Annotated in this window: 21 protein-coding genes; 8 read left to right on the top strand and 13 right to left on the bottom strand. The window is 60.4% G+C overall.

Annotation, left to right across the window (positions count from 1 at the left end; genetic code table 11):
* The first annotated feature begins 240 nt into the window (after nucleotides 1-240).
* The 5 genes from rimO to tsaA all read left to right on the top strand — a co-directional run bounded on the left by rimO (nucleotide 241) and on the right by tsaA (nucleotide 4,280).
* Complete coding sequence (gene rimO / locus HKK57_RS15875; RefSeq protein WP_029295337.1) at nucleotides 241-1,581, top strand: 30S ribosomal protein S12 methylthiotransferase RimO; 1,341 nt, start codon at nucleotides 241-243, stop codon at nucleotides 1,579-1,581.
* 103 nt (nucleotides 1,582-1,684) lie between these two features.
* Nucleotides 1,685-2,155, top strand: a complete 471-nt coding sequence (locus HKK57_RS15870; RefSeq protein ID WP_169390401.1) for a GNAT family N-acetyltransferase — start codon at nucleotides 1,685-1,687, stop codon at nucleotides 2,153-2,155.
* A gap of 187 nt (nucleotides 2,156-2,342) precedes the next feature.
* The gene (locus tag HKK57_RS15865) at nucleotides 2,343-3,053 is read left to right on the top strand and encodes an rRNA pseudouridine synthase (RefSeq protein WP_029295333.1); all 711 of its coding nucleotides are present in this window, start codon (nucleotides 2,343-2,345) and stop codon (nucleotides 3,051-3,053) included.
* Between the two features lie 66 nt (nucleotides 3,054-3,119).
* On the top strand, nucleotides 3,120-3,581 hold the full coding sequence (locus HKK57_RS15860; protein ID WP_029295331.1) for a DUF1456 family protein: 462 nt from the start codon (nucleotides 3,120-3,122) through the stop codon (nucleotides 3,579-3,581).
* Between the two features lie 3 nt (nucleotides 3,582-3,584).
* Complete coding sequence (gene tsaA, locus HKK57_RS15855) at nucleotides 3,585-4,280, top strand: tRNA (N6-threonylcarbamoyladenosine(37)-N6)-methyltransferase TrmO (protein WP_092237912.1); 696 nt, start codon at nucleotides 3,585-3,587, stop codon at nucleotides 4,278-4,280.
* Between the two features lie 177 nt (nucleotides 4,281-4,457).
* On the opposite strand, the gene fpr is transcribed toward tsaA, so the two are convergent.
* Nucleotides 4,458-5,237 carry a ferredoxin-NADP reductase gene (gene fpr, locus HKK57_RS15850; RefSeq protein WP_003172178.1) on the bottom strand — a complete coding sequence of 260 codons (780 nt, stop codon included), beginning with the start codon at nucleotides 5,235-5,237 and terminating at the stop codon, nucleotides 4,458-4,460.
* A gap of 125 nt (nucleotides 5,238-5,362) precedes the next feature.
* Between fpr and HKK57_RS15845 the strand changes: the two genes are divergently transcribed.
* Nucleotides 5,363-6,289: a LysR family transcriptional regulator gene (locus HKK57_RS15845; protein WP_029295328.1), complete on the top strand. Its 927-nt coding sequence runs from the start codon at nucleotides 5,363-5,365 to the stop codon at nucleotides 6,287-6,289.
* Here the strand turns inward: HKK57_RS15845 and HKK57_RS15840 are convergent.
* From HKK57_RS15840 to HKK57_RS15830, 3 genes are all read right to left on the bottom strand, one after another.
* On the bottom strand, nucleotides 6,286-6,648 hold the full coding sequence (locus HKK57_RS15840) for a diacylglycerol kinase (protein ID WP_029295326.1): 363 nt from the start codon (nucleotides 6,646-6,648) through the stop codon (nucleotides 6,286-6,288). The two genes, HKK57_RS15845 and HKK57_RS15840, sit on opposite strands and share 4 nt — an antisense overlap.
* A gap of 74 nt (nucleotides 6,649-6,722) precedes the next feature.
* Nucleotides 6,723-7,373 carry a response regulator transcription factor ErdR gene (gene erdR / locus HKK57_RS15835; RefSeq protein ID WP_029295324.1) on the bottom strand — a complete coding sequence of 217 codons (651 nt, stop codon included), beginning with the start codon at nucleotides 7,371-7,373 and terminating at the stop codon, nucleotides 6,723-6,725.
* Between the two features lie 161 nt (nucleotides 7,374-7,534).
* Entirely contained in the window at nucleotides 7,535-8,245 is a 711-nt protein-coding gene (locus HKK57_RS15830) for a tRNA-uridine aminocarboxypropyltransferase (protein WP_070994808.1), read from the bottom strand.
* A gap of 193 nt (nucleotides 8,246-8,438) precedes the next feature.
* On the opposite strand from HKK57_RS15830, the gene HKK57_RS15825 reads away from it, so the two are divergent.
* Both HKK57_RS15825 and HKK57_RS15820 read left to right on the top strand, forming a co-directional pair.
* Nucleotides 8,439-8,873 carry a PA3611 family quorum-sensing-regulated virulence factor gene (locus HKK57_RS15825; RefSeq protein WP_070994807.1) on the top strand — a complete coding sequence of 145 codons (435 nt, stop codon included), beginning with the start codon at nucleotides 8,439-8,441 and terminating at the stop codon, nucleotides 8,871-8,873.
* Nucleotides 8,874-9,146: 273 nt separating this feature from the next.
* Nucleotides 9,147-10,259, top strand: coding sequence for a TIGR00730 family Rossman fold protein (locus HKK57_RS15820; protein ID WP_029295318.1), 1,113 nt, complete (start codon nucleotides 9,147-9,149; stop codon nucleotides 10,257-10,259).
* 168 nt (nucleotides 10,260-10,427) lie between these two features.
* On the opposite strand, the gene recX is transcribed toward HKK57_RS15820, so the two are convergent.
* From recX to HKK57_RS26985, 9 genes are all read right to left on the bottom strand, one after another.
* On the bottom strand, nucleotides 10,428-10,895 hold the full coding sequence (gene recX / locus HKK57_RS15815; RefSeq protein ID WP_092237924.1) for a recombination regulator RecX: 468 nt from the start codon (nucleotides 10,893-10,895) through the stop codon (nucleotides 10,428-10,430).
* 8 nt (nucleotides 10,896-10,903) lie between these two features.
* On the bottom strand, nucleotides 10,904-11,962 hold the full coding sequence (gene recA / locus HKK57_RS15810) for a recombinase RecA (RefSeq protein WP_029295312.1): 1,059 nt from the start codon (nucleotides 11,960-11,962) through the stop codon (nucleotides 10,904-10,906).
* A gap of 83 nt (nucleotides 11,963-12,045) precedes the next feature.
* Nucleotides 12,046-12,546: a CinA family protein gene (locus HKK57_RS15805; RefSeq protein WP_029295310.1), complete on the bottom strand. Its 501-nt coding sequence runs from the start codon at nucleotides 12,544-12,546 to the stop codon at nucleotides 12,046-12,048.
* A gap of 81 nt (nucleotides 12,547-12,627) precedes the next feature.
* Nucleotides 12,628-13,116: a lysis system i-spanin subunit Rz gene (locus HKK57_RS15800; protein ID WP_237150385.1), complete on the bottom strand. Its 489-nt coding sequence runs from the start codon at nucleotides 13,114-13,116 to the stop codon at nucleotides 12,628-12,630.
* An 8-nt stretch (nucleotides 13,117-13,124) separates the two neighbouring features.
* The gene (locus tag HKK57_RS15795) at nucleotides 13,125-13,673 is read right to left on the bottom strand and encodes a glycoside hydrolase family 19 protein (protein ID WP_169391199.1); all 549 of its coding nucleotides are present in this window, start codon (nucleotides 13,671-13,673) and stop codon (nucleotides 13,125-13,127) included.
* Nucleotides 13,674-13,692: 19 nt separating this feature from the next.
* The gene (locus tag HKK57_RS15790; protein WP_169390399.1) at nucleotides 13,693-14,703 is read right to left on the bottom strand and encodes a contractile injection system protein, VgrG/Pvc8 family; all 1,011 of its coding nucleotides are present in this window, start codon (nucleotides 14,701-14,703) and stop codon (nucleotides 13,693-13,695) included.
* 9 nt (nucleotides 14,704-14,712) lie between these two features.
* On the bottom strand, nucleotides 14,713-14,925 hold the full coding sequence (locus HKK57_RS15785) for a tail protein X (protein ID WP_169390398.1): 213 nt from the start codon (nucleotides 14,923-14,925) through the stop codon (nucleotides 14,713-14,715).
* Nucleotides 14,918-15,301 carry a phage tail protein gene (locus HKK57_RS15780; protein ID WP_029295297.1) on the bottom strand — a complete coding sequence of 128 codons (384 nt, stop codon included), beginning with the start codon at nucleotides 15,299-15,301 and terminating at the stop codon, nucleotides 14,918-14,920. The genes HKK57_RS15785 and HKK57_RS15780 overlap by 8 nt, the downstream gene beginning before the upstream one ends.
* A complete protein-coding gene (locus tag HKK57_RS26985) occupies nucleotides 15,301-16,665 on the bottom strand; it encodes a tail tape measure protein (RefSeq protein WP_237150386.1) in 1,365 nt (454 codons plus the stop codon). Before HKK57_RS26985 ends, HKK57_RS15780 begins: the two co-directional genes overlap by 1 nt.
* Nucleotides 16,666-16,747: the final 82 nt, after the last annotated feature.

Below are 16,747 nucleotides of genomic sequence, written 5' to 3'. Positions count from 1 at the left end.
AAGCTGTCCACAGCACGCGCTGTTTTACTTCTAGTAACAGATGATTTGTTGACCATCGGCTTTACACAAGTGCAACGGCGCGAAGCATAGCGCAGCACTCGTCGTATTTCCCTGCATAAAGCTGGTCAAGCGCGTTTCCCGCCGCTAGAATTGCGCACTTTTTGATCAGAGGCACATCAAGTGCCCGTCCGCTGCCCTGTCGTGCCCGACTGGCGGCGTCATTCAATACCGAGGTTAGACATGTCCACCACCATCGCAAAAGCCAACCCCAAGGTTGGCTTTGTTTCCCTGGGTTGCCCGAAGGCGCTCGTCGACTCCGAGCGCATCCTCACCCAACTGCGCATGGAAGGTTACGATGTCGTGTCCACCTACCAGGACGCCGATGTGGTGGTGGTCAACACCTGTGGCTTCATTGACTCGGCCAAGGCAGAGTCTTTGGAAGTGATCGGCGAAGCCATCAAGGAAAACGGCAAGGTGATCGTCACCGGCTGCATGGGTGTGGAAGAAGGCAACATCCGCAACGTGCACCCAAGCGTGCTGGCCGTGACCGGCCCGCAGCAGTACGAGCAGGTGGTCAACGCTGTGCATGAGGTGGTGCCGCCGCGCCAGGATCACAACCCGTTGATCGACCTGGTGCCGCCGCAAGGCATCAAGCTGACGCCACGTCATTACGCTTACCTGAAGATTTCCGAAGGCTGCAACCACAGCTGCAGCTTCTGCATCATCCCGTCGATGCGCGGCAAGCTGGTCAGCCGCCCGGTGGGTGATGTGCTGGACGAAGCCCAGCGCCTGGTCAAGTCTGGCGTCAAAGAGCTGCTGGTGATCTCCCAGGACACCAGCGCCTACGGCGTCGACGTGAAGTACCGCACCGGCTTCTGGAATGGCGCGCCGGTGAAAACCCGCATGACCGAACTCTGCGAAGCCTTGAGCAGCCTGGGTGTGTGGGTACGCCTGCACTACGTGTACCCGTACCCACACGTCGACGAATTGATCCCGCTGATGGCCGCCGGCAAGATCCTACCGTACCTGGACATCCCGTTCCAACACGCCAGCCCGAAAGTGCTCAAGGCCATGAAACGCCCGGCGTTTGAAGACAAGACCCTGGCGCGGATCAAGAACTGGCGCCAGATCTGCCCTGAGCTGATCATCCGTTCGACCTTTATCGTCGGCTTCCCCGGCGAAACCGAAGAAGACTTCCAGTACCTGCTGGATTGGCTGACCGAAGCCCAGCTCGATCGCGTCGGCTGCTTCCAGTACTCGCCAGTGGAAGGTGCGCCAGCCAACCTGCTGGACCTGGCCGTGGTGCCGGATGACGTCAAGCAGGACCGTTGGGAGCGTTTCATGGCCCATCAGCAGGCCATCAGCTCGGCACGCCTGCAACTGCGTATCGGCAAGGAAATCGAAGTACTGATCGACGAAGTGGACGAGCAAGGCGCGGTAGGCCGTTGCTTTTTCGACGCTCCGGAAATCGACGGTAACGTATTCATCGACGATGCCAGCGGTCTCAAGCCAGGCGACAAGGTGTGGTGCACAGTCACCGACGCCGACGAGTACGACCTCTGGGCGCAAAAACGCGACTAAGCTGTAAAAAATTGAAAAAGCCCTGCTTCTGGACAAGATGCGGGGCTTTTTTAGGTCTATCGTTTGCCCCATCACCGCCAACAAGCAGCAAGGAGCAGCGGGCATGGGCCAGCACTCGGTTATTCACACGCCTAAACCCAGCGACTATCAGGAGCTGACCCGGATCTGGGAGGCATCGGTGTGGGCCACCCATGACTTCCTGCCGCAAAGCTACATCGAGCGCCTGCGACACCTGGTGCTGACGCGTTACCTCGATGCGGTGATGCTGATCTGTACCAAGGACGCGCGCCAACGGATCACCGGGTTTGCCGGCGTCGCCGCAGGCAAGGTCGAGATGCTGTTCATCGACCCGCAGTACCGGGGCCAGGGCCTGGGGCGGCAATTGCTGCACTATGCCGTTGCGTCGATGAATGCCGATGAACTGGACGTCAACGAACAGAACCCACAGGCCCTGGGCTTCTATATCAAGCAAGGTTTTGAAGTAATCGGGCGCACCGAGCATGACGGCATGGGCCAGCCCTATCCCTTGCTGCACATGCGTTTGCGCCAGGCCCAGCAAACACGTAGCGGCTGACACAACCCAAATCAAATGTAGGAGCTGGCTTGCCTGCGATGCGGTCAACTCGGTGCATCAGGTATGCCGAGGTGATGCCATCGCAGGCAAGCCAGCTCCCACAAAAAGCGCGAGCACTGAAATGGGGCCGGGATTAACCGGCGCCAGGCAGGTACAATAGCGACCCCCTTTTGTTACGGCCCTTGTCATGACTGACCCCATACGCCTCTCCAAACGCCTTATCGAACTGGTCGGTTGCTCCCGTCGGGAGGCCGAGCTGTTCATCGAAGGCGGCTGGGTCTCGGTGGATGGCGAAGTGATCGACGAGCCGCAGTTCAAGGTCACGACACAAAAAGTCGAACTTGATCCCGAGGCCAAGGCCACGGCTCCGGAGCCGGTGACTATCCTGTTTCATGCCCCGGCCGGCGTGGACGTCGACAGCGCGATGCAATCTCTGAGCGCCGAGACGCTGTCGGAAGAACACCGCTTCAGCAAGCGCCCGCTCAAAGGCCACTTCCTGCGTCTGACCGCCAGCGCCGATCTGCAAGCCAAGGCCAGCGGCCTGCTGGTGTTTACCCAGGACTGGAAGATCCTGCGCAAGCTGACGGCCGACGCCGCCAAGATCGAACAGGAGTATGTGGTCGAGGTCGCAGGCGACGTGGCAGAGCACGGCCTGAACCGCCTCGCCCACGGCCTGATGTACAAAGGCAAGGAATTGCCGGCGGTCAAAGCCAGCTGGCAGAACGAAAACCGCCTGCGCTTTGCCCTGAAAAATCCGCAGCCCGGCATCATCGCCCTGTTCTGCGAAGCCATTGGCCTGAAGGTTGTGGCCATTCGCCGCATCCGCATTGGCGGGGTGTCCATCGGCAAGGTGCCGGTCGGCCAGTGGCGCTACATGTCCGGCAAAGAAAAGTTCTAAGCCACCCTATCTATCGACATCGCCCGCCCGGGCGGTGTCTACAGTCGAATACCAGGATTGCCCACCATGATTCACAATGACGTACTGCGCAGCGTGCGCTACATGCTCGACATCAGCGACAACAAGATGGTCGAGATCATCAAGATCGGCGGCATGGAAGTGTCCAAGGAAGACCTGCTGACCTACCTCAAGAAAGACGAGGAAGAAGGCTTCGTGTTCTGCCCCGACGAGGTCATGGCGCATTTCCTCGATGGCCTGGTGATCTTCAAGCGCGGCAAGGACGAAAGCCGTCCACCACAGCCGATCGAAACCCCGGTGACCAACAACATCATCCTCAAGAAGCTGCGCGTGGCCTTCGAACTCAAGGAAGACGACATGCACGCCATCCTCAAGGCTGCCGAGTTCCCGGTGTCCAAGCCAGAGCTGAGCGCGCTGTTCCGCAAGTTCGGCCACACCAACTATCGTCCGTGTGGCGACCAGTTGCTGCGTAACTTCCTCAAGGGCCTGACCCTGCGGGTTCGCGCGTAAGCCATGAGTTACAACGTCTCGCCCGTGGGCTTCGTGCGCTCCTGCTTCAAGGAGAAGTTCGCCATCCCGCGCCAGCCACAACTGGCGCCCGCCGCACGGGGCGTGTTGGAGTTGGTGGCGCCGTTCGACCAGGGTGAGGCGGTGCAAGGCCTGGAGCAGGTCAGCCATGTGTGGCTGCTGTTCCTGTTTCATCAGGCCCTGGAAGACAAGCCGCGCTTGAAAGTGCGCCCACCGCGCCTGGGCGGCAACACATCCATGGGTGTATTTGCCACCCGCGCAACCCATCGCCCCAATGGGATCGGCCAGTCGGTGGTGAAACTGGACAAGGTGGAGCCGGGCCGGCTGTGGGTTTCCGGGATCGATCTGCTCGATGGCACGCCGGTATTGGATATCAAGCCGTATGTGCCGTATGCCGACATCATCGACACGGCCACCAACAGCATTGCCAGTGCCGCACCGGCGCTGATCCCCGTGCAATGGCTGAAGACCGCCCTGCAACAGGCTCACACCCACGCTCAGCGCCTTGGCGAGCCGTTGGTGGAGCTGATTGAACAATGCCTGGCGCAGGATCCACGCCCGGCCTATCAGACGCCCGGGCCAGAGCGCGAATACGGCGTGCGGTTCTGGGATGTGGATGTGCGTTGGCACTATCCCGAGGCGGGGATGATTTGTGTGCTTGAAGTGGTTGCCGCGCAGTAAATCGCAGCAATGAAAAAGCCCGCACTGCCTTCACAGGCAATGCGGGCTTTTCTTTGCAAACGCCTTCACCTGTAGGAGCGAGCTTGCTCGCGAAGAACCCAAGGGCAGCGCGTCAACTCGACCGCGTTAACGTTGACGACTTTCGCGAGCAAGCTCGCTCCTAAAGGTGTGCCGGGGTCACTTCTCGACGAAGGCGCGTTCGATCAGGTAGTCACCCGGCTCACGCATCCGTGGCGAAACCTTCAGGCCGAAGCTGTTCAGCACTTCGCTGGTCTCATCCAACATGCTTGGGCTGCCGCACAGCATGGCGCGGTCGTCTTCAGGGTTGATCGGCGGCAGGCCGATATCGCTGAACAGCTTGCCGCTGCGCATCAGGTCGGTCAGGCGGCCTTCGTTTTCGAAGGGTTCGCGGGTCACGGTTGGGTAGTAGATCAACTTTTCACGCAGCGCCTCGCCGAAGAATTCGTTCTGCGGCAGGTGTTCGGTGATGAATTCGCGATAGGCGACTTCGTTGACGTAACGCACACCGTGGCACAGGATCACTTTTTCAAAGCGCTCGTAGGTTTCCGGGTCCTGGATCACGCTCATGAAGGGGGCGAGACCAGTACCGGTGCTGAGCAGGTACAGGTGCTTGCCCGGCTTCAAATCGTCCAGCACCAGGGTGCCAGTCGGTTTTTTGCTGATGATGATCTCGTCGCCTTCCTTCAAATGCTGCAATTGGGAAGTCAGCGGGCCATCCGGAACCTTGATGCTGAAGAACTCCAGATGCTCTTCCCAGTTCGGGCTGGCGATGGAGTAAGCGCGCATGAGCGGGCGGCCGTTAGGCTGTTGCAGGCCGATCATCACGAACTGACCGTTCTCGAAGCGCAAGCCCGGGTCGCGGGTGCACTTGAAGCTGAACAGAGTGTCGTTCCAGTGATGAACACTGAGGACACGCTCGTGGTTCATGTTGCTCATGTACGGGGAACTCCTGGAAATGGGTCTGCGCCAAAATGATAGGTGCGCAATTGCACAGTATTCTAATGGCGGCGACAATATCTGTTAACTGGATTATTAAGATAAGGGTTATCGGTTATATCGATATGCGATTTACTCTCCGTCAACTGCAAGTCTTCGTCGCCGTCGCCCAGCAGGAAAGTGTGTCACGCGCTGCTGGCCTTCTGGCCTTATCTCAATCCGCCGCCAGCACCTCGATCACCGAGCTGGAGCGCCAATCCAGCTGTCAATTATTCGACCGCGCCGGTAAACGCCTGAGCCTCAACGCCCTCGGCCATCAACTGCTACCCCAGGCGGTGGCGCTGCTGGACCAGGCCAAGGAGATCGAAGACCTGCTCAACGGCAAGTCTGGCTTCGGTTCCCTGGCGGTCGGCGCCACCCTGACCATCGGCAATTACCTGGCCACCCTGCTGATCGGCAGTTTCATGCAGCAGCATCCCGAGAGCCAGGTGAAGCTGCATGTACAGAACACTGCGCATATCGTGCATCAGGTTGCGCATTACGAAATTGATCTGGGTCTAATCGAAGGCGACTGCAGCCACCCGGACATCGAGGTGCAAACCTGGGTCGAGGATGAGCTGGTGGTGTTCTGCGCGCCGCAGCATCCCCTGGCCCAGCGCGGTCAGGCGACCATGGAGCAACTGACCCATGAAGCCTGGATCCTGCGGGAACAGGGCTCCGGCACACGCCTGACCTTTGATCAAGCCATGCGCCATCATCGCAGCGCGCTGAACATCCGCCTGGAGCTGGAGCACACCGAGGCGATCAAGCGGGCCGTGGAGTCAGGATTGGGGATTGGCTGCATTTCACGCCTGGCGTTACGGGATGCGTTCCGCCGTGGCAGCCTGGTGCCAGTGGAGACGCCGGACCTGGACCTGGCCCGGCAGTTCTACTTTATCTGGCATAAACAGAAGTACCAGACCTCGGCCATGCGCGAGTTCCTCGAACTGTGCCGCGCCTTCACCGCTGGGGTGCAGCGCAGCGACGAGATCGTACTGCCGAATATCGCCTAGATCAGGATTACGGCCCACACCACGGTGATCATGGTCAGCGCCACGAATTGCGCGGCGCTGCCCATGTCCTTGGCGTTTTTCGACAGGGGGTGGCGATCCAGGGAAATCCGGTCGATTGCCGCTTCCACGGCCGAGTTGAGCAACTCGACAATCAACGCCAGCAGGCACACGGCGATCAGCAGTGCGCGCTCTACGCGGCTGACCGTGAGGAAGAAGCTCAACGGAATCAGGATGACATTGAGCAAGACCAACTGGCGAAAGGCCGCCTCGCCGGTGAAAGCCGCACGCAGGCCATCGAGGGAGTAACCCCCGGCGTTGAAGATACGTTTGATACCGGTTTGACCCTTGAAAGGCGACATAGGTAGGCAACTGAGCAAAAAAGATGGGAGGAAGCTAGAGCACGCCTGGTCAAAAAAGCGTGAATCGGGCCACCCTACGAGTGGGAAATTGACTCAAGTTGTTGCAACAGCAGCGCCGCCTGGGTCCGGGTGCGCACACCCAGCTTGCGGAAAATCGCGGTAACGTGCGCCTTGATGGTCGCTTCGGACACGCTCAATTCATAGGCGATCTGCTTGTTCAGCAAGCCTTCGCAGACCATGGTCAACACACGGAACTGTTGCGGCGTAAGGCTGGCGAGCCCTTCCTGGGCAGCCTTGGCTTCGGCGGACACGTTGATTTCTTCGAAGGCCTGGGGCGGCCACGAGACGTCACCGTCCAACACCGTACGCACCGCTGTTTGAATCTGCTCCATGGAACTGGATTTGGGGATAAAACCACTGGCCCCGAACTCCCGGGAACGCACTACGATATCGGCCTCTTCCTGGGCCGACACCATCACCACCGGAATCTGCGGATATTGCCCGCGTAACAGCACCAAGCCGGAAAACCCGTAGGCGCCGGGCATATTCAGGTCCAGCAGCACCAGATCCCAATCGGTCTTGTCAGTCAGGCGGGCTTCCAGTTCCGCGATGCTGCCCACTTCCACCAGGCGTACATCCGGGCCCAGGCCCAGTGTGACCGCCTGGTGCAGCGCGCTGCGGAAAAGTGGGTGGTCATCGGCAATCAGGATTTCGTATGTGGCCATTTATTAAATGATCCTGTTTTTTATGGGAGCACCGATGGGTTCGGTGCTCACCAACGTACGAGGTGCCAGCCAGCGGCTGTCACGAACAGTTACGCTTGATGGCATTTTAGCCGGCTCAGGCGTTGCAGTGCCATCATGCAAAGGTCATCTGGCCCCAATGCCTACAGATAAGGGGCAAGACGCGTGTGGACGCTGTCCGTCGGGTCCAGGGCCAACTGGAACTTGGCCGCCAGGTAATGGGTACTGAACACATCCAGGTAGGCATCCAGCACTTCACTGGCCTGCTGGTCCTGGGCCAGTTCCAGGCACAAGGCAGCCACTTCGGCCGTGCAGAAATGGTCATCGCGCTTGGAACGGCGCAATTTGTAGCGCGATAGCTGCTCCGGCTCCAGGCTTAGTACCGGCAGGTGTTCCAGATACGGGCTTTTGCGAAACATCTTGCGCGCTTCGCTCCAGGTACCGTCCAGCAGGATAAACAGCGGGCGCTTGCCATCCGCCACCTTGACCTGGTTGACCACCCGCTGCGGCGCCACAAACTCGCCGGGAAAGACGATGTAGGGCTGCCATTGCGGGTCGGCCAGCAGCGCCAGCAGTTCAGGTTCGACGGCCGTGCGCGCCCAGGGGAAGGCGCTGGTGTCGTCGATGACATCAGCGATCAGCCAACCGGTATTGCTGGGTTTCATCGGTTCCACGTCGTGCATCAACAGGCACATGGCCGACTTGGCCGCGACCTTGGGGCGCCAGGCGCACAGGCAGTATTCGGGGATGACCCGGCACCTGGGGCAACGTTCGGCACGCGAGCCACGGGCAACAAAGGGGCTCACGGCACGGGCCAGGCGCTGGGTACGCAGACGGAACACTGCGTGGCTCATAGCGGGTGCCGTTGTGAAGCGATGAAAATCAACACGGACAAAACTCGGGGCAGGCAAAAGTGCCGGCAGTTTACCAGAGCCGCCCAGCCAATACGCCTGGCCGTCGCGGCTGCCGGTCACCTATAATCCCGCGCCACTGAACGCACAGCGCAGTGACGGGTCTATGGACCAGTAACCGAATCAGGAGAGTTTCATGCTGCGTCTTATGTTGCGTCTTGCCGCCCCCACCGTCGCCCTGGCGCTGGTATTGCCCTTGGGCGCCCAGGCAGCCTCCCTGGTGGAGCTGCAAATGAACAAGAAACTGCAAAGCGTCGCGGCAGAAAGCAACAAAGACCTGCCCAGGGAAATTGATGAACAAACCCTGGAAGTGGCCTACACCGTTGAAGGCATGCATCTGATTGACCACCTGAGCGTGCTGCCAGAACGGGCCGAACAAATGCGCGCCAACCCCAAAGCTGTGTATTTCCAGCTGGGGCAAAGCGTTTGCCTGAACAAAGGCTATCGCGAGTTGATGGCCAAGGGCGCCGTGATGCGCTACGAAATCACCGAGAACAAGACCAATCGCCCGGTGGCGTCGGTCAAGTTCGTTGAAGCTGATTGCCCGGCCCCAGCCAAGAAGAAAAAGTAAGTACCTTCCCCAAGAGCCATGTGGCGAGGGGGCCTGTCCTCTCACCACAACTCCTCCTGCAAAACCTTCGTCAATCCCCATTAAGTTATTGCCAGACAAGACTTTAGGGGCTCATGATCGAGTGATCCGGTAACATTTCCAGGGTAAAAAAGGTTGCCCTCGCGTGACTTGCAGTGCCAAGGTTTTTAATCACAAGGAACATACAGAGCCTGTTTCGTCGCCGTCAGCAGCCTGCAATAAGACGCCTGGGCTCTGTAACGAAGGAGAAGCTGAATGCCTGATCAACCGAATGACCTCCTGACCCGTCATTTTCCAGAGAACGGGGCCGACCTCACGCAGCAGGTCGAAGCGCAACTCAACCTGATTGCCCCCAGCAGCCCGAATATTCCGCTTTATCGCGACATGATCCTCACCGTGCTACGCATGGCCCAGGACGACCGTGACCGTTGGAACGCAAAGATCACCTTGAAAGCCATTAATGAACTGGACCATGCATTTCGCGTGCTCGAACAGTTCAAGGGCCGCCGCAAGGTCACTGTCTTCGGTTCGGCCCGTACCCCGGTTGAAAGCCCGCTCTATGCCCTGGCCCGGGAAGTGGGCGCAGCCCTGGCCCGCTCAGACCTGATGGTCATTACCGGTGGTGGTGGCGGCATCATGGCCGCGGCCCACGAAGGCGCTGGCCTGGCCCACAGCCTGGGGTTCAATATCACCCTGCCCTTTGAACAGCATGCCAACCCGACCATTGATGGCACGGAGAACCTGCTGTCGTTCCATTTCTTCTTTACCCGCAAACTGTTTTTCGTCAAGGAAGCCGACGGCTTGGTGCTGTGCCCGGGGGGCTTCGGCACCCTGGATGAAGCGCTGGAAGTACTGACGCTGATCCAGACGGGCAAGAGCCCACTGGTTCCCGTGGTGCTGCTAGACGAGCCAGGCGGTGGATTCTGGAAAGGCGCCCTGGATTTTATTCGCAGCCAGTTGGAGGCCAACCGCTACATCCTGCCTACGGATCTAAAGCTGGTGCGCCTGGTACACAGCGCGGAAGAGGCAGTGAATGAAATCAACCAGTTCTACGCCAACTTCCACTCCACCCGCTGGCTCAAGCGCCAGTTTGTGGTACGCATGAACCACCCGCTCAGCGAGCGCGCATTGGCGCATATGCAGACCGAATTCGCTGACCTGCGGTTGAGTGATGACTTCCAGCAACTGGCCTATGGGGGTGAAGAACACGATGAAGCACGCTTCAGCCACCTGACGCGGCTGGTGTTCAATTTCACCGGCCGCAACCAGGGGCGGTTGCGGGAGTTGGTGGATTACATCAACTTGCCGGAAAACTGGGCGCAGGCCCAGGGTAAAACACAGCAACGGCTGACGCCGGAGCCAGCGTGATGCCGTAAAACGCAAAAAAGGCCCGCTATTTTCATAGCGGGCCTTTTTGTATAAACGCAAAATCTTTGTAGGAGTTGGCTTGCCAGCGATAGCGGTCTATCTGTCATTGTACTGATACCTGGCCCACCGCTATCGCCGGCAAGCCGGCTGCTACAAAGGGCTCACGCTTCAGTCGTCCAGATCACGACCGCTCAACAAGCGGCTGATCATCTCCATCGAAAATCCGCGATAGCTCAAAAAACGCCCTTGCTTGGCACGCTCACGGGCATCAATCGGCAGATGGCCGGCAAACTTGCGGCGCCAGGTGTCTTCCAGTTGTGCTTGCCAACTGATGCCACACTCACGCAGCGCCAGATCGATATCGGCGCGTTGCAAGCCTCGCTGGCTCAGCTCTTCGCGAATCCGCGCAGGCCCGTAGCCCGAGCGTGCCCGGTAGGAAACAAAACTTTCGAGATAACGGGCTTCCGAAAGCAGCCCCTCTTCCGTCAAGCGGTCGAGGGCTGTTTCGATCATTTCGGGAGGGGCGCCACGCTGACGCAGTTTACGCGTCAGCTCGACACGACCATGCTCGCGACGTGCGAGCAGGTCCATTGCCGTACGCCGTACCGCAACCAGCGTATCGAGTACAACGGTCATCGTTGGGCTCAGATATCAGCGTCGGCTTCTGCCATGTCGTCAACAGGTTCGCGGTTGGCGGCGGCCTTGACGTCTGGCGCTGGGGTCAGCAGCTTGTCGCGGATCTGCTTCTCAAGGGTCGCCGCAATATCGGGGTTGTCCTGCAGGAACTTGGCCGAGTTGGCCTTGCCCTGACCGATCTTGCTGCCGTTGTAGGCATACCAGGCACCGGACTTCTCGACAAAACCGTGCAGCACGCCCAGGTCGATCATCTCGCCGTTCAGGTAAATACCCTTACCGTAGAGAATCTGGAACTCAGCCTGACGGAATGGCGGAGCCACCTTGTTCTTCACAACCTTGACGCGGGTTTCGCTACCGACAACCTCGTCACCTTCCTTCACCGCGCCGGTACGACGGATGTCCAGGCGGACCGAAGCGTAGAACTTCAGCGCGTTACCACCGGTAGTGGTTTCCGGGCTGCCGAACATCACGCCGATTTTCATCCGGATCTGGTTGATGAAGATCACCAGGCAGTTGGCGTTCTTGATGTTACCGGTGATTTTACGCAGGGCCTGGGACATCAGACGGGCTTGCAGGCCGACGTGCATGTCGCCCATTTCGCCTTCGATCTCGGCCTTCGGCACCAGGGCCGCCACGGAGTCGACCACGATCACGTCGATGGCGTTGGAGCGCACCAGCATGTCGGTGATTTCCAGCGCTTGCTCGCCGGTGTCCGGCTGCGAAACCAGCAGGTCGTCAACATTGACGCCCAGCTTGCCAGCGTATTCAGGATCCAGGGCGTGCTCGGCATCGACGAACGCACAGGTGGCGCCCATTTTTTGTGCCTGGGCAATCACCGACAGGGTCAGGGTGGTTTTACCAGAAGACTCCGGACCGTAGATTTCAACGATACGGCCTTTTGGCAAGCCGCCAATGCCGAGCGCGATGTCCAGACCCAGAGAGCCAGTGGAAATAGCCGGGATCGCCTGACGGTCGTGATCGCCCATACGCATTACGGCACCCTTGCCGAATTGACGTTCGATCTGACCCAGGGCCGCAGCCAAGGCTTTCTTCTTGTTGTCGTCCATTAAAGTCCTCACGTAATCAATAAGGCCTGACGGCCAACACCTGTATAAGTAGACAGTATTGTTCCATAAAGATCGGGGATCGCCTACCCCTGATTTTCTATTTCTGCTGCAGCTCGTCGCAACAGCCCCTCTAATGCGGCCTTTACCGTTTGTCGGCGGACCTCGTCGCGGTTGCCAGGGAAGTGCTGGCACTCGGCCGTAACCTCGTCACCCACACCCCAGGCCAGCCAGACGGTGCCTACCGGTTTGTCCGGCGAGCCGCCATCGGGGCCCGCCACACCGCTGACCGCCACGGCAAACCGCGCCAGGCTTTTTTCCTGGGCGCCACGGGCCATGGCCTCGACCACTTCACGGCTCACCGCGCCGACCTTGGGGAACAACCCTTGCGGCACATTCAACTGGCGGGTCTTCTGCCGATTGGAGTAGGTCACGTAGCCGGCCTCGAACCAGGCCGAACTTCCGGGGATCCGCGTGATGGCTTCAGCGATACCGCCACCGGTACAGGATTCAGCAGTGGTGACGTGGGCATTGAGCACCTGCAAACGCCGGCCAAGTTCGGCGGCGAGTTGGGTTATTTCCTTCACGGTCGTCTCCAGGAAAGTGCGGGGGTTTGCCTACCCTACAGGAGCCCATCGGCCACGCAAGCTGCAGACAGCGTCAACAGATTACCGGGCGATAGCCTGCACATAGGCCTGGCAGGCCCGCAGCGCGATCAATCCGTTATCACCGGCATCGGTGATGCCGATAATTCGTTGAGCATGCGCCGGGTCAAGTCGGCCTCGCGGGGTTCCATGAACCACGCCGCGGGTGGCGGCGGTGGCTCGCATAGCGGGGCCGTTGGCGGGGTCGCTGGCGTCGAGAAGGACTGACAGGCGCACATCAGCAGTGGCCAACCGATCACGCAGATAAACCTGGTTACGCTGTGCATCGCTCAACTCCCGTGTGTGCTGTTGGTCGCTGGCGCGCAGTTGTTGCTCCAGAGCCTGGCGCTTGTGTTGTTCGGCCTGGTGCTGAACCAGTGCCGCCTGGCTTTGCTGGCTGAGCACCTGTGAATGCCGCGCGGCCTGGCGTTCAAAGGCCAGGCCATGGCGCCAGGCCTGGACCTGCCAACTGGCCGCCGCCGGGATGAGCATCAGCAGAGCAATAACCAGCATGCGCCCGCTCAGTTGCATAGCACCGCCCTCGCCTTCGCCCACAGTTGCTGGCGATGCTCCAACCCATTGAGCCCGCCATTGATCCGGCGGGTGATGGTGGTGAATTGGTCCTGGTCAGCCAGTTCATTCAAGCCATGGCTGTGCCAGAACCAAGCGGCGGATTCGGCCGCCCATTGCGGTTGCTCCAGCAACTCAGGAAAGTGCAGCAGGCGCTCATCGCCAAACAGCGCCCGGCTACAGGCCAGGTAATTGCTTCGCCCGGTAATCTGGATCAGCCCACGGCCGCGGTACTTCTGGCCGTCACCGTCGGCTTCGGGGCTATTACCCAAGCGTGCGGCCAAGGTGCCAGTGTCGTATTTGCTCAGGTAGCGCTCGCCACCCAGTTCACGCACGTAGCGCAACTCACCGGACTCATGGCTGACCTGGGCGATAAAGGCTGCCATGCGTTGGGGGGCAGTGATGTCGCGGTGAAGCATGGCGGCGTTCAGCGCCGAAATAAAAACGCCCGCTTGGGCGCGGGCATTGGGCAGGATCTGTTGCAATTGCGTCAGTGTCATCATCCTTGATCTCCACGGCCTAAGAGGCCAATCCACGGGCCATGATCGAACTGCGATAGCCCGTCGCCGTGTCACCTGCATGGGTCACCTTGTCAATCGACCAGCGCCCCTGCATATACCCCGGCCAGGTCTCATCCAGCAGCAACAGCCCTTCGGCGGACAGCAACGGGTTGCCAGGGCAATCGATGGCGATGGTCAGCCCTTCGCGACCCACCCGGCGCAACTCGCCCTCGGCCACGGAGCGCGCCTCGGTTTCGCTCTGGCAACGTTGGCGCAAGGTCTTGAACGGCGCGATCCCCACCTCGACCACACGCTGGCGAGAAGCCGCGGCATCCCACCAATTGACACGGCAGCCCTGGTATTTGGCCCGGGCACTTTCATCCACCCGCGCGCTGATAAATGCCTGCTCGCCAGGACGGTTGTCATGGGTCACCGACAGCCGCACATCCGGCAACTGCTGGCCCGACAGCGACTTGACCTGACCGCTTTCGGCCAGCACATACAACTCGTTGATCGGTTTGGTCACTGCGTTGTAGCGCCTGGCCAGCCGGGTGATGAAGCCCATGTCAGTCTCATTCGACTGATCGATATGGTCGATCACAACCCCGTCCAATGCAGGCGCCACCCGGGGTGAAAACCCGTGCCGCGTGGCCAGTTGGCGAAACAACGCGCCCAGGGTCGTGGGACCATGGCTGGCGGAGCGGCGCTGACGGTAACCGCTTGGGTCCATCACGCTGAACGGCGCCGCCGTGGCCACGATCGCCAAGCGCATGGGAAACAGGTAGGGAGTGCGCTGGGTGATCACAAACTCGCCTTTTTCCACCAGCCCCGACTCGCGGTACCCCACGCGCAAGCCGATCTTGGCGCCCAGGCTCGGCAGGCCCTCCAGGCCCTCGATATTGATGGTCAGCTCCAGGCGGTCGGATTCGATGCCCGCCGCGTCGGTGTGTTTCCACTGCATCAGCCGTGGGTTGATCAACGCCGCGTTGGCGCCGTAGATCTCCACGACCGGGGTAAATACCATAGCCATGCCGCCTCCTTAATCCCAGGCTGAAACGGGTATTGCGACACCCGGTTGCGCATCCATCTCGGGCACAATCACCCATACGCCCGCCGGCAACACCGGACCCTGCTCGGCCAGGCCGGGGTTCAAGCGCCAGAGGGTTTCTTCGGCTGCGTCATCGCAACGCCCCAGCTCGCGGTAAAGCAGCAGGTTGACCGAATCACCGGCAATACTTCGCACTCTACGCATTGACGAACTCCTCCAGCACCAGCGACCAGGTGACCACCATGGCCGTGCCGTCATCGATCACATTGGACTGGTTTTCCGTGAGCGCGGTTATGCGCCACAGCCCCCAGTTGCGGCCGATACCATCGACCAGCGGCAGCGGCGCCCGGGCATCCTGCAAGGCACGCAATTGATCGAGGCGCTGCATGCCAACGGCCGCCATGGCGGTACCGGCGAAGGTCAGTTTTTCCAGCTTCTGGCCGTTCTGTCGCGACTGGGGCTTGCTGGCAATAATCTCCAGGTCGCCCCAGCCGCCATCACTGCTGCGCTGGAGCGTGGAATAGGCGAACCCTCGGGACAGCCCGAAAATAAAGTCGCCCAGCACCATCTGCTGTCGCATTAATCACCTCCATCGGTCAGTGCCGCATTGCGCCGAACCGCCAAAGAGTCGGTGAGCATCGGCACGCATTGGTTTTGCAGGGATTGCAGAACCCGGTCGACCACCTGCTGAGCGTCTGCGGGGTTGACGCCGGTGATCTGGATGCTCGGTGCCAGGGTGACCTGGACGTTGTCCGAGCGGGCGCTGTTGAGGTTTTTGCTCAAGGCCTCGGGTGATGGCAGGCGGTCACTGGGGCCGAACAATTTTTCACCGAGCCAACTACCGCCCTCGCCGCCCAAAAGGCCACCGATAACGCCGCCCACCGCAGTGCCCACGCCAGGGAAGACCAGGGTGCCAAGGGCCGCTCCGGCAGAAGCGCCGGCCCATGCGGCACCGGCGGTACCGAGGCCGCTGCCAACGGCTCGCATGTTGCCGCTGCGCACGCCCCGGACGACGTTGATGGCGGCATCGGCGGAGCGCAATGGCGTCAACCTGCGCACGCCGATGGACCCCAGCCGGCTCAGGGTTGGGACCAGGCGGGAGGCTGGGGCCTTGCGCAGGCCGAGGGCTGATGCACTCTTTAATAGCAACGCCTTGCCTGCGCTCAACCCACGGGTAGAAACCCTTCGCCGGCTGACGCTTACCGCAGTCACCCGCGCCAGGAACCCCGTTTTCAGGCCGTCAAACATCTTGCCTGCGCGCTCGCCCAGGCTCCTCATAATTGCCATGGGCCCAGTGGCGCTCCTGCCGGTCCCTGAGGTTTTTCTCGGCATCGGTGGGCTGGTGCGGCCAGTGCCGTTTTGCCTCACCGTTTTTCGTGACCCTTTGGGCCCGTAACGAGCCCGCCCGGTCAAGGGTTCACTGGCGCCTGGGCAGCAGCAGTCCTTGCTATCGTCCCGGAACAATTTCCCGACGTAGGGCAACTTGCCCAGCGTTGCATCGACTACCTTGCCCGATACCCGGCTCTTGACCGTATCAAGCAAGCTTTCACCCACCCATTTGGAACTCTTGCTCAACCAGGACTCAGTCGCCGAGGCCTTGTCTTCGTGCGCAGCTTGCGGCGCACTGGTCATGGCTTCAGCGACCGTGCTGCCCAGCGGTCCACCCGTGATAAACAGGGTGCCATTGAGGGTTTCCAGGCTCTCGCGCAGGCGCACCTGTTCCTCGGTCAACGCGTGGATATGCAGGCTGGCGTTGGCCAGGGCCAGGCTCAGCTCAGACGGCGGCTCGGTTGCGCCGCCCACACTGGAGGCGCCAACCAGAGTTTCGTCCTGTGCCTCAAGCAAGCCCGGCAGTTGCAAGGCTCCACTTTCGGCCAGCCCGGGAAAGGTCATCCAGCGTTTGTCTTCGTCGGCGAGCTTGAGCGTATATCGAGGGTCTTGCATCTCGCTCTACTCCTATTTGACGCCAAGGCGATTAATCGCGATGTCGTAGCGGCGCAATGCTTTGGCGGCATTCCATTCGAGA

Source organism: Pseudomonas sp. ADAK21 (genome assembly GCF_012935735.1).
Taxonomy (GTDB): domain Bacteria; phylum Pseudomonadota; class Gammaproteobacteria; order Pseudomonadales; family Pseudomonadaceae; genus Aquipseudomonas; species Aquipseudomonas proteolytica.
The sequence above is the reverse complement of the archived record's forward strand: the minus strand, read 5'-3'. Positions and strand labels throughout refer to the sequence as shown.

Coding starts and splice junctions, on each gene's coding strand:
- rimO (WP_029295337.1), top strand. CDS start 241: ATGTCCACCACCATCGCAAAAGCCAACCCCAAGGTTGGCTTTGTTTCC.
- HKK57_RS15870 (WP_169390401.1), top strand. CDS start 1,685: ATGGGCCAGCACTCGGTTATTCACACGCCTAAACCCAGCGACTATCAG.
- HKK57_RS15865 (WP_029295333.1), top strand. CDS start 2,343: ATGACTGACCCCATACGCCTCTCCAAACGCCTTATCGAACTGGTCGGT.
- HKK57_RS15860 (WP_029295331.1), top strand. CDS start 3,120: ATGATTCACAATGACGTACTGCGCAGCGTGCGCTACATGCTCGACATC.
- tsaA (WP_092237912.1), top strand. CDS start 3,585: ATGAGTTACAACGTCTCGCCCGTGGGCTTCGTGCGCTCCTGCTTCAAG.
- fpr (WP_003172178.1), bottom strand. CDS start 5,237: ATGAGCAACATGAACCACGAGCGTGTCCTCAGTGTTCATCACTGGAAC.
- HKK57_RS15845 (WP_029295328.1), top strand. CDS start 5,363: ATGCGATTTACTCTCCGTCAACTGCAAGTCTTCGTCGCCGTCGCCCAG.
- HKK57_RS15840 (WP_029295326.1), bottom strand. CDS start 6,648: ATGTCGCCTTTCAAGGGTCAAACCGGTATCAAACGTATCTTCAACGCC.
- erdR (WP_029295324.1), bottom strand. CDS start 7,373: ATGGCCACATACGAAATCCTGATTGCCGATGACCACCCACTTTTCCGC.
- HKK57_RS15830 (WP_070994808.1), bottom strand. CDS start 8,245: ATGAGCCACGCAGTGTTCCGTCTGCGTACCCAGCGCCTGGCCCGTGCC.
- HKK57_RS15825 (WP_070994807.1), top strand. CDS start 8,439: ATGCTGCGTCTTATGTTGCGTCTTGCCGCCCCCACCGTCGCCCTGGCG.
- HKK57_RS15820 (WP_029295318.1), top strand. CDS start 9,147: ATGCCTGATCAACCGAATGACCTCCTGACCCGTCATTTTCCAGAGAAC.
- recX (WP_092237924.1), bottom strand. CDS start 10,895: ATGACCGTTGTACTCGATACGCTGGTTGCGGTACGGCGTACGGCAATG.
- recA (WP_029295312.1), bottom strand. CDS start 11,962: ATGGACGACAACAAGAAGAAAGCCTTGGCTGCGGCCCTGGGTCAGATC.
- HKK57_RS15800 (WP_237150385.1), bottom strand. CDS start 13,116: ATGCTGGTTATTGCTCTGCTGATGCTCATCCCGGCGGCGGCCAGTTGG.
- HKK57_RS15795 (WP_169391199.1), bottom strand. CDS start 13,673: ATGACACTGACGCAATTGCAACAGATCCTGCCCAATGCCCGCGCCCAA.
- HKK57_RS15790 (WP_169390399.1), bottom strand. CDS start 14,703: ATGGCTATGGTATTTACCCCGGTCGTGGAGATCTACGGCGCCAACGCG.
- HKK57_RS15785 (WP_169390398.1), bottom strand. CDS start 14,925: ATGCGTAGAGTGCGAAGTATTGCCGGTGATTCGGTCAACCTGCTGCTT.
- HKK57_RS15780 (WP_029295297.1), bottom strand. CDS start 15,301: ATGCGACAGCAGATGGTGCTGGGCGACTTTATTTTCGGGCTGTCCCGA.
- HKK57_RS26985 (WP_237150386.1), bottom strand. CDS start 16,665: ATGCAAGACCCTCGATATACGCTCAAGCTCGCCGACGAAGACAAACGC.